General features: G+C 65.7%; 7 protein-coding genes. 4 read left to right on the forward strand and 3 right to left on the reverse strand.

From position 1 onward, the window contains the following. Positions 1-33: 33 nt before the first annotated feature. Positions 34-366 carry an arsenate reductase family protein gene (locus tag HMPREF0372_RS11210; protein WP_007492381.1) on the reverse strand — a complete coding sequence of 111 codons (333 nt, stop codon included), beginning with the start codon at positions 364-366 and terminating at the stop codon, positions 34-36. A 98-nt stretch (positions 367-464) separates the two neighbouring features. Between HMPREF0372_RS11210 and HMPREF0372_RS11215 the strand changes: the two genes are divergently transcribed. After that, on the forward strand, positions 465-2,786 hold the full coding sequence (locus HMPREF0372_RS11215; protein ID WP_007492382.1) for a sugar phosphate nucleotidyltransferase: 2,322 nt from the start codon (positions 465-467) through the stop codon (positions 2,784-2,786). Positions 2,787-3,043: 257 nt separating this feature from the next. Next, positions 3,044-4,702 carry a ribonuclease J gene (locus HMPREF0372_RS11220; protein WP_039997298.1) on the forward strand — a complete coding sequence of 553 codons (1,659 nt, stop codon included), beginning with the start codon at positions 3,044-3,046 and terminating at the stop codon, positions 4,700-4,702. A gap of 374 nt (positions 4,703-5,076) precedes the next feature. On the opposite strand, the gene HMPREF0372_RS21065 is transcribed toward HMPREF0372_RS11220, so the two are convergent. Next, positions 5,077-6,057: an Ig-like domain-containing protein gene (locus HMPREF0372_RS21065; protein WP_007492387.1), complete on the reverse strand. Its 981-nt coding sequence runs from the start codon at positions 6,055-6,057 to the stop codon at positions 5,077-5,079. A gap of 177 nt (positions 6,058-6,234) precedes the next feature. Between HMPREF0372_RS21065 and HMPREF0372_RS11230 the strand changes: the two genes are divergently transcribed. Then, on the forward strand, positions 6,235-7,719 hold the full coding sequence (locus HMPREF0372_RS11230; protein WP_007492389.1) for an AAA family ATPase: 1,485 nt from the start codon (positions 6,235-6,237) through the stop codon (positions 7,717-7,719). On the opposite strand, the gene HMPREF0372_RS11235 is transcribed toward HMPREF0372_RS11230, so the two are convergent. Next, positions 7,640-7,873: a hypothetical protein gene (locus tag HMPREF0372_RS11235; protein ID WP_009259501.1), complete on the reverse strand. Its 234-nt coding sequence runs from the start codon at positions 7,871-7,873 to the stop codon at positions 7,640-7,642. The genes HMPREF0372_RS11230 and HMPREF0372_RS11235 overlap by 80 nt on opposite strands. An 81-nt stretch (positions 7,874-7,954) precedes the next feature. Here HMPREF0372_RS11235 and HMPREF0372_RS11240 point away from each other — a divergent pair, with 81 nt between their 5' ends. Beyond that, positions 7,955-8,170, forward strand: coding sequence for a helix-turn-helix domain-containing protein (locus HMPREF0372_RS11240; protein ID WP_024723501.1), 216 nt, complete (start codon positions 7,955-7,957; stop codon positions 8,168-8,170). Positions 8,171-8,659: the final 489 nt, after the last annotated feature.

Here is an 8,659-nt window from a genome sequence, read left to right on the forward strand (position 1 = left end):
GTGCCGGGGCGGCCTGCGCCCCGGCACGTTTGCTTATGCCCAGCCTTGCCACACCTCGGGGCAGTAGCCCACGGTGGCCTGCCTGCCATTGCGGACAATGGGGGTTTTCAGCAGCCTGGGGTTGTCCAGCAGCTTTTCCACCTTGTCGGCGTCGTAGGCCAGATAGGCCAGCAGGGCGGCATCGGGGTGCTTGGGGTCGACGAGGACCTCCAGCCCCACGGCGTTCAGCACGCTTTTCAGCTCCCCCGGGCTGATGCCGTACTTCCCCAGGTCGATGGACTGGAACCGGATGCGCCGTTCCTTGAACCAGCGCTCCGCCTTTTTGGTGTCAAAACACTTGCTTTTTCCAAAAATCTGAATGTTCATGGCCGTTCTCCTTTGCTCTCTGGTCACAATATTGTATCATACGGGGGCGGTTCCGGCAATAATACGGGAAACTGTGTGTGAAAGGATGGTTTCCCACCTTGAAAGCGATCATTCTGTGCGGGGAAGGGGAGGAGGGGTTCGCCCCCCTGACGCTGGAGCGCCCCCTGCCCCTGCTGTCCCTGTTCGACAAGCCCCTGCTGGCCCACCAGGCCGGGCTGCTCCGCCGCCACGGCGTGCGGGAGATCGGTGTGGCCCTCCCACGCCTGTCCCGCATGGTGGAGGATGCGATGGGGGACGGGGAGGAGCTGGGGGTGCGCTTCACGTGGCTGCCCTGCCGGGGGGCGGGGGAGCTGGAGCTGCTGGCGGCCTGCGCCGGGTTTCTGGGGGAGGAGGACGCCCTGGTGCTCCCCGGCGGCGGGCTGGGCGACCTGGATCTCAGCGCCCTGCTGGCCTTCCATCAGGTGCACCGCTCCGCCGCCACCCTGGCGCTGGCCCACCGCCCTCCGGCGGCAGGCCGGGCGCTGGTGTTCTCCGACGGGGAGGGGCGGGTGGAGCGGCTGCTGGACGCCCCGGCGGGCCGTCTGCTGACCAGTCAGGTGGAAACCGGCGTCTGCATCCTCACGGTGGCGGCCCGGGCCGGGGCGGCCGGGGAGGGGACGCTGGCCGGGCGCCTCTCCGCCCTGCTGGACCGGGGGGAGGCCCTGTACGGGGTAGTCCCGGAGGGGCAGTGGCGGGAGCTCACCGGCGGCGAAGCCTATCTGGACGCGCTGGCCGACGCTTTGTCGGGCAAGCTGCGGCTGCGGTGGGACGCCCCCCGCACCGCCCCCGGTGTGTGGAGCGCCAGCCCCCTGCCGCCCTCGGTGCAGGTGGTGCCCCCCTGCTATATCGGTCCCGGCGTCCAGGTGGGGGAGGGCTCTCTGCTGGGGCCCCACACGGTGCTGGAGGGGGGCTCCACGGTGGGCCGCCGGGCTCTGGTCCAGCGCTCCGCCTTGCTGGGCGCGGCGGCGGAGGAGCGCACCACCCTGTACGGCGCGGTGCTCTGCCCTGGCGCGGCGGCCCGGGCAGGGGCGGTGCTCAATGAAGGGGCCCTCCTGGCCGACCGGGCCGAGGCCGGGGAGGACGCGATCCTGTTGGAGCGGGTGGCGGTGTGGCCCGGCCGCCGGGTACCCGCCGGGGCGAGACTCACCGCCTCCCTCACCGCGGGCGGCCTGAAGCCGCCCCTGGCCTTCGGGGGCGGCGGCACCCTGGAGGGGGCCATCGGGGCCGAGCTGACCGCCGAGGCCCTGCTCGTCCTGGGCGGCCTGCTGGGCCGGGAGGGCACCGTGGGCCTGGGCTGGGCGGGCGGCGCGGGGGCGCGGATGCTGGCCCAGGCCGCCGGGAGCGGCGCGGCCGCCGCAGGAGGCCGGGTGCTCTCCCACGACGCGCCCTGTCCCTCCGCCGCCGCGTGGCTGGCGGAGAGCTGGGGCCTGCCGGTGTCCCTTTTTGTCCAGCAGGAGGGGGAGCGGGCCCGGCTCTACTTCTTTGACCGCCGGGGCATGCCCCTGGGCCGGGCGCGGGAGCGCCGGCTGGAGGGGGCCCTGCTGCGCAGTGAGCTGCGGCGGATGCCCGCCGGGCGGGTGGGCCAGTGGGAGTCCGTCACCGGCGTCCGCCCGGCCTATGCCGCCGATGCGGCCAAGCGGTCCCAGGTGACCCAGGCTCCGCTCCGGCGCCTGGAGGTGGCGGTGCCCGGCAGGGAACCGGCGGACGGAGCCCTGGCGGAAGCCCTGGAGCGCCTGGGCTGCACCGTCCGGAGGGAGGCATCCCCCGGCGTGCCCGCCTTCCGCACTGGGCGGGGCGGCTTCCGGCTGCTGGCCGAGGATGAGGAGGGAGAACCCCTCCCGCCGGAGCAGCTGCTTACCATCGTGGCCCTCATCGAATATGAGGATGGGGCGGGGCGGGTAGCGGTGCCCGACGCCGCCCCGGCGGCCATCGACACCCTGGCCGCCGGCTACCACGGCGGCGCCCTCCGGCTGGGTCGGGACGGGCCGGAGGCGGAGGCGCGGTACGGAGAGCTGCCCTGGCTGCGGGACGCCCTCTTTGCCGCCTGCCGCATCTGCGCCCACCTGGGCATGACCGGTGAGCGGCTCCATGGCCTGGCGGGAAAGATTCCCCGCTTCGTCCTCCGCCGCCGGGAGGTTTCCCTTCGAAGCGGGCAGGGGGAGGTGCTCTCTGTGCTGCTGCGCACCCTGCCTGGGGCACAGCCGGCTGGGGGCGGCCTGCGGGTCCGCCAGGGCGAGGGGTGGGTCACTCTGGTGCCTCTGGCCCGCAGCGCCGTTCTGCGGATCGTGGGAGAGGCCCGCAGCGCCGAGCTGGCCGAGGAGCTGTGCGCCTTCTGTGCCCGCCGGGCGGAGGAGGCCGACCGGGGCCTGCCGGAAAAATAGAGGTATACTTTTCCGCAAAGGTATGGTATACTAAAATAACCTATCATGGCTTTATGCGCATTTTGCGCTTGAATAAGCAGGACACAGCGGGCATAGAAGAGCGCCAGGCGGCGGAGCGGCCGCCCCCTCTTTCCGGCGAGGCAGGGCCGGAACGGGCGGGGGACCGGGACCGCCTTGGTTTCGTGCGCCCCTGCTCCGCTGGTCCTTACATACCATTTGTATGGATTCAGAATAAAAGGAGTGTTCCAAGACTTACTATGGCTGAAAAACTGAAAATCATCTCCCTGGGCGGACTCAATGAGATCGGCAAGAACATGACCGTCTACGAGTACGGCGGGGACATCATCGTGATCGACGTGGGCATGGGCTTTCCCGACGACGACATGTACGGCATCGACGTGGTGATCCCCGACTTCTCCTATCTCATCAAGAACAAGGACCGCATCCGGGGCATCTTCCTCACCCACGGACACGAGGATCACATCGGCTCCATTCCCTATCTGCTGCGGGATATCAACGTGCCCATCTACGCCACCCGCATGACCGCGGGGCTGGTGAAGCTGAAGCTGGAGGAGCACCGCCTGCTGAACAAGACCAAGCTCATCACCTGCGAGGCGGGCGAGGTGGTCAAGGCGGGCAAGTTCTCCGTGGAGTTCATCCACGCCAACCACTCCATCGCCGACGCGGTGTGCTTTGCCATCAAGTGCGGGGTGGGTACGGTGGTGCACACCGGCGACTTCAAGATCGACCCCACCCCCATCCAGGGCGGCATGATGGATCTGGGCCGCCTGGGGCAACTGGGCAAGGAGGGCGTGCTGGCCCTGCTGGCCGACTCCACCAACGTGGAGCGCCCCGGCTTTACCAAGAGTGAGCGCAGCGTGGGCGACTCCTTTGACGCCCTGTTCCGCGGCTGCCAGCAGCGCATCATCGTCACCACCTTCGCCTCCAATGTGGACCGCATCCAGCAGATCATCGACGTGGCGGCCCGGTACGGCCGCAAGGTGGCGGTCACCGGCCGCTCCATGGAGAACGCCATGAAGGTGTCCACCGAGCTGGGATATATGAACATTCCCGACGGCGTGCTGGTGGATCTGGCCCACATCAAGAGCCTGCCCAAGCACAAGATCTGCATCATCACCACCGGCAGCCAGGGCGAGACCATGTCCGCCCTGACCCGCATGGCCTTCAACACCCACCGCCAGGTGGAGATCCAGGCCGGCGACCGGGTGATCCTCTCCGCCTCCGCCATCCCCGGCAACGAGAACGCCATCGGCAGCGTCATCAACGAGCTCTACCGCAAGGACGCCGAGGTGGTCAACGAGCGGCTGGGCGCCCTCCACGTGTCGGGCCACGCCTGCCAGGAGGAGCTGAAGATCATCCACGCCCTGGTGAAGCCCAAATTCTTCATTCCCGTCCACGGCGAGCAGCGGCACCTCAAGACCCACGCCAAGCTGGCCCAGCAGATGGGCATGCCCCCCAAGAACATCCTCATCAGCGACATCGGCAAGGTCATCGAGCTGACCCCCAACTCCGCCAAGATCAACGGCACCGTGCCCGCCGGGCGTGTGTTTGTGGACGGCTACGGCGTGGGCGACGTGGGCAGCGTGGTGCTCCGCGACCGCAAGCACCTGGCCGAGGACGGCATGATCGTCGTGGTGGTCTCTATGTCCGGGGAGGACGGCAGCGTGGTCTCCGGCCCCGACATCATCACCCGCGGCTTCGTGTATGTGAAGGAGTCCGAGGGGCTTATGGAGGAGCTGCGGAAGGTGGCCGTCAAGGCCCTGGAGGAGTGCCGGATGGACACCATGAACGATTGGGCCTCCATCAAGTCGGAGATCAAGAACGCCATCTCCGGTTTCCTCTACAAGAAAACCAAGCGCAACCCCATGATCCTGCCTGTCATCATGGAGGTGTGAGTCAAAAAGGGGATATGACCGCGAAGGTCATATCCCCTTTTTGGACTGGATGCGGCCCGCCGGGGCCGGAGATAGGAGATATAAGAAAGCGGCATGGCCCTGGTGCCATGCCGCTCAAGACTGCTGATAAACCCTTCAGCCAGAGGTTTCGGAGGGAGGGATAGTGTGAAAGGCTGCCCCGCGGGGCGATTCGGAGCGCAACCGCCGCTCTGCGGCGGCGTTTGGCGCGGAGATGAACCGTCAGGGTTCCCTTTCGCGTTGGATCAAACGACTTTTTGAACCGTTTAAAGGGTTCAAAAAGTCCAGCAGCCTGTCGAAACGACTGTTTCGACAGGCTGAGCGGCATGGCACCAGAGCCATGCCGCTATTCAGGTTCAGTTGCAGCGCACGATACAGGTTAGGGTCTTGCCGTCCACGGTGCAGGTGAGGGTGGTTTGGCCCTTGCCCACGTGCTTGACAGTGCCATCGCCGGAGACGGTGGCCACGGCGGTGTTGCCGATGCTCCAGGTAGGGGTGGAGGAGGTGCCGCTCACCTTCACCTGGAAGGCCTGTCCGGCCTCCAGGGTGAAGTCCGTCCGGTTGAGGGACAGGGCGCCGGAGGCGCCGGAGCCGCTCCCGCTGGAGGAGGATGCGCCGGAGGTGACGGAGTTGTGAACCAGACAGGTCTGGGTGACGCCGCCGGCCATGGTGGCGGTGATGGTGGCGCTGCCCTGCTTGCTGCCGTGGCTCACCTTGCCGTTCTCGTCCACCGATACCACCTCAGGGTCGCTGCTGCTCCAGGTGATCTTCCCGGCGGAGCCGTCGGGGATAAAGGTGACCGTCAGGGTGATGGGATTGGGCCACTTGTCGCTGAGGGTAAACTCACTCTTGCTCAGAGTGAAGCCGGTGGCCGTCTGCCCCTCGGGGATGGTGTCGCCGGGGGTCTCCGCCACTGGAGGCGTGCTCTCACCGGCGGGCTCGGTCTCCGACGGGCTGGCGTCCGGGGTGGGGGTCACGCTTTCCACCGGCGTGGTGTTGTCCGCCGGGCCGTCCACGTCGCCCTTGGCCACCAGGGGCCGGATGATGGTGAAGACGATGATGACCGCCGCCACGATCAGGGCCAGGGAGACCACCGTGCCGATGATCTTCAGCGGTGAAGTGCCCCCGCCGTAGCCGCCGCCCCGGGTGTTGGTCACCAGGCGCTTGCCGCCACTGGAGCGGGGGGCCTCGTCGTATTCGTCGGTTTGGTAGTCGTCCTCCGCGGGCTCGACCTCGTCACAAAAGGGGCAGTGCTTATAGGTAGAGGAGTAGTCCTCCCCACAGTAAGGGCAGTGGATCATTTCGGGCTTATTGGCGCGGGTCCGCTTGGATGCCATCGGAAATCCCTCCAGTCGACATTCTTAGAGTTATTTTACAACGGCGGACGGCCATCCGTCAACGGCGTGGGGAAAAATGTAAAGGTTTTTTAATATTTATGTCAACTGAACTGCCTCCTTGCGCGGGCGGTCTGATTCGGATATAATAACACTAACCGAAAAACGAGGTGTTGCAGCGTGAAAGGTTCTCTCAGCGCCGCCGAGGTGCACAAGCAGTACAGTGAAGGGGTGACCGCCTTCCGGCGGCAGATCGCAGACGCCACCCTGCGGGTGAAGTTCACCCAGGAGGCGGATGTCTTTCTCCGGGCCTGCGCCCTGGGCGTGTGGCAGCGGGACGGCGCCTCCCTCACCCCCCGCCACGTGGAGTACTATAATGCCATCTATACCAAGGGCAATCCGGCCCCCTCCATTCTGTTCTGGGAGCTGTCCACCGCCGTCAGCGAGTACCCCGGCTTCCGGGTGCCCGACTTCTTCGCCCGGATGCGGGCCTGCGACAAGGTGTCCGGCACCCACCTGGCCCGCCGTTTTATCGACCTGGTCACCCTGATGCTCCTGCTCTTTGCTGCTGTGGACGACGTGGTGAGTGAGGAGGAGGCAGGCTTCGTCAACACCTGTGCCGACACCCTCTCCGCCCTCTGCGACCGGGACGGCCTCAAGGGGGAGAAGGCGCCCCTGGACGTGAAGGACTTCGTCACCCGGCGGCCTGCGCCTCCCAAGGCGGACGCCCCCGCCGCGGCCGCCGCTCCGGCGGGAGCGGGACAGGCGGCTGCGGCGGCCGGGGAGGAGGCGGAGCCCGCCCCCAGCCTGGAGGAGCTGATGGCCGAGCTGGACGGCCTGTGCGGTCTGGATAAGGTGAAGGCCGACGTAAAGAGCCTCATCAATCTGGTGAAGGTGCGCAGGCTGCGCCAGGAGCACGGCCTGCCCGTACCTCCCATGAGTCTCCACCTGGTCTTTCTGGGCAATCCGGGCACCGGAAAGACGACTGTGGCCCGCCTGCTGGCCAAAATCTACCGGGCCATCGGCGTGCTGTCCAAGGGGCAGCTTGTGGAAGTGGACCGCTCCGGGCTGGTGGCCGGCTTCGTGGGCCAGACCGCGCTCAAGACCGGCGAGGTCATCGAGAAGGCCCTGGGCGGCGTGCTGTTCATCGACGAGGCCTATGCCCTGGCCAACCAGGACGCCCCCAACGACTTCGGGCGGGAGGCCATCGAGACCCTGCTCAAGGGGATGGAGGACCACCGGGACGATCTGATCGTCATTGCGGCGGGCTACACCGAGCTGATGGGCCGCTTTCTCCACGCCAACCCCGGCCTGGAGAGCCGCTTCAACAAGTATTTTTACTTCGAGGACTACAACGGGGCCCAGCTTCTGGCGATTTTTCAGTCCATGTGTGCGAAAAATGGGTATACGTTGGATGATAAAGCGACGGAATATGCCGAATCGTATTTCAAAACACTCTATGAGGAGCGGGATGAGAACTTCGGAAACGCCCGGGACGTGCGCAACGTATTTGAGCGGGCGGTGGCCCGCCAGTCCGACCGGGTGGCCGCCCTGGAGAAGCCCGGCAAGGAGGAGCTGATGGCCCTCACAGTTGCAGATCTTCAGGAGGAGGGAGGGCCAGTCCCAGACGGAGCCCCAGACGAAACCCTTCCTGAAAGCCCGTGAGGGAGGCGTTGTAGACCAGTCCGTCCTTGGCGTCGACCAGGTCCAGGGGAGCGCCGTGGAAGAAGGGTTCCCAACGGGCGGTGCGCTCGGGACAGGCGTCCTTTTTCGGGAGATAGACAAACTGATAGTAGAGCTCCTCGAAGATATCGTCCATGAAAAAACCTCCTTAATACGATGGTGATCATCGTTATTATATGCGATGATTGTCATCGTGTCAATAGAAAAGAGGGGTATTATGACAAAAGAACGGTTAAAGGAATTAAGGAAAGAAGCCGGCCTGACCCAAAACCAAGTGGCTGAAATGATTGGAGTGCAGGGGAGAAACTATCAGCGTTTGGAAATTACAGATGCCTTGCCCCCAACAAGGCATTTACTCGCTTTGGCAGATTACTATAATGTCTCAGTGGATTATATTTTAGGGCGCACGGACAAAAGGGAGATAAACCGCTGAGCCCTACGGCCGCCCGGCCTGCGGGCGGGGACAAGCCACGCCCCTACATCCTGCGCGTTTCAGGGGACCGAAAATATGTTGTAGGGGCGGCCTTTATGGCCGCCCGCGGGCGACCACAAGGGTCGCCCCTACGCCGTTATGCGTTGGGACGGGCGTCCCCCTAGCGTAGGGGCCGACGCCCCAGGGCGGCCTCTCTTGCCCCTTCGGGGCAATTCACCTTCTGCCCACATCGGCCCGACATATGCCAGGCTGATGCACCTTCCATGCAACCCCTTTTTGTATCTGATTTCTTGTCAAGCCTCCGGCGGGCCCCTCGATGGTTCCCTCCTCGCGGCAAAGCCGCTGCGGCCTACGCTGCGGTTTCGATTTCCCCCCCTTCCCGGCCCCCATCTTTGGAATCTCCCCCAAGTTGTTCTACCGATAGCGCACCGGTCTGTATGGGGTCACGGAAAAAAGCGCCCCGCGCACGGCTTTTCACCGTGCGCGGGG

Origin of the sequence: Flavonifractor plautii ATCC 29863 (genome assembly GCF_000239295.1) — a bacterium.
Taxonomy (GTDB): Bacteria; Bacillota; Clostridia; order Oscillospirales; family Oscillospiraceae; genus Flavonifractor; species Flavonifractor plautii.

What these genes read in the sequence shown, in the direction of transcription:
- HMPREF0372_RS11220 (WP_039997298.1), top strand. Translation starts at nt 3,044, where the DNA reads ATGGCTGAAAAACTGAAAATCATCTCCCTGGGCGGACTCAATGAGATC.
- HMPREF0372_RS11240 (WP_024723501.1), top strand. Translation starts at nt 7,955, where the DNA reads ATGACAAAAGAACGGTTAAAGGAATTAAGGAAAGAAGCCGGCCTGACC.
- HMPREF0372_RS11235 (WP_009259501.1), bottom strand. Translation starts at nt 7,873, where the DNA reads ATGGACGATATCTTCGAGGAGCTCTACTATCAGTTTGTCTATCTCCCG.
- HMPREF0372_RS11210 (WP_007492381.1), bottom strand. Translation starts at nt 366, where the DNA reads ATGAACATTCAGATTTTTGGAAAAAGCAAGTGTTTTGACACCAAAAAG.
- HMPREF0372_RS21065 (WP_007492387.1), bottom strand. Translation starts at nt 6,057, where the DNA reads ATGGCATCCAAGCGGACCCGCGCCAATAAGCCCGAAATGATCCACTGC.